Here is a 1527-nt window from a genome sequence, read left to right as displayed (position 1 = left end):
TGCGAATCACTCTTAAATGCTTTGTTATGTTTATTTTACGTACCCTAGCAACACTTCTTCGTAATTTTTGAGCAACTGCGATGTTACAACCTTATTTTTAGGAATCTCAAACAGTTCGCAAATCTTATATACGCTGGAGGTAAACGGCTCTCCAACATATGGTGAAATATAGATAGCTTCAATCAAGGTGGATGTATCTACGTCAACAAGTATTGGTGTAGGTTTGTATTCTCTCCAATTCTTTGCTGTTAGGCATTGAGGGACTGAAAAAAGACGAACTTCATTTTCATGGGAGTATTCTTGTCGCTTTAATAGTGGAGCTGTAACCCCATCAGTCACACATTCTTTTGGTGTTAAGTGCTCTGAAAGAAAATCTAAATACTTTACACGCCCAATATGAAGAGGAACTTTGGGCTGGCATAGGTCTAGAGCTGACACCAAAGAACCTACAGTTGTTTTAATTGCTATTCCTTTCCCACTATCAGAGTATAGTTTCCACATTGCTTCTGATTCACTTTCACTGTGATACCAACAATGAACACAAGTTGACTTGCTGATTTTGTTGTTTCTAGGAACAAGGTCAGCTCTATTTTGCTGAACTGAGTTTTTCATCGTTGAGATAGCTTGATACTGTTCAGGTGTTGGCGGGGTTGCACCTGAAGATATTCGCTCTTGAAACATATTCTCGATTAATTGACTTTGCGCCTCAAGCTCCTCGATGCCCTTCAGGAATATATTAGTAGTAGCTTCAAACGCAACTTTAGGAGTAAACCCCTCGAAAGGGTCCGTTGCTTGATAATAACTTAATGGGGTCAGAAACAGCTTTTTGTTGTTTACTAAATCAATAAATTTATCTAATGACATGTATCGCCAAAGCGACATTTCCAAGTCTAAACTTTTACCAACTACTACTCGTTTCAATCGAATATCTCCACAATAAACATAACGCCGCATTAAGTGGTGAACAACGCGACCACCCAAGCCTAAACCTTGCCACATTTAGGACTAAAGCTGACCTGAACTGAAATTGCCAAGCGTTGAGAATCCGTCTTAAATGCTTTGTTATGTTTTAGCACAATTCATTGATTACATGGCAAAGAACTGAGATGCAAACCTAGATTTCTGAACTAAATCACAAGCTCGAACTTACTTGACCGGCAGACGCGCCAAAACCCAAAACGAGTAAAACCACTTCCCTGCTAATGAGGCAACTCGATACGCTTTCAACAAGCGCCCTTTCTTAGCAAAAGCAGCGCAAAACAATGGCGATTTGCCGAGACAACTGCCAAGGTTATTAGCTTATTGGGAAATATGCCCAAAGCGACTTAGAGCCAGTGATATTTGAAACCAACCGCCACGACCTGCAAATGAAGCAACCCGCGAACATTAGCATGTTTTACGGGTTGAGAAATTCACGAACTTGGGACGACAATGCGGATTTGCTGAGGCAACTCGGACGAACTGCTAAAGGGATAAAAAACAGAGATCGAATAATTTTTAAGCCATTGAAATACAAGTAAACATAAC

At 40.2% G+C, this 1527-nt stretch carries 1 protein-coding gene; it reads right to left on the bottom strand.

Annotation, left to right across the window (positions count from 1 at the left end; translation table 11 throughout):
* Positions 1–30: 30 nt before the first annotated feature.
* Entirely contained in the window at positions 31–921 is an 891-nt protein-coding gene (locus A1QO_RS05855; RefSeq protein ID WP_241790411.1) for a DUF2971 domain-containing protein, read from the bottom strand.
* Between the last annotated feature and the right edge of the window lie 606 nt (positions 922–1527).

It is taken from the genome of Vibrio genomosp. F10 str. ZF-129 (assembly GCF_000287055.2).
Classification (GTDB): Bacteria; Pseudomonadota; Gammaproteobacteria; order Enterobacterales; family Vibrionaceae; genus Vibrio.
This window is presented reverse-complemented; position numbering and strand designations above follow the sequence as displayed.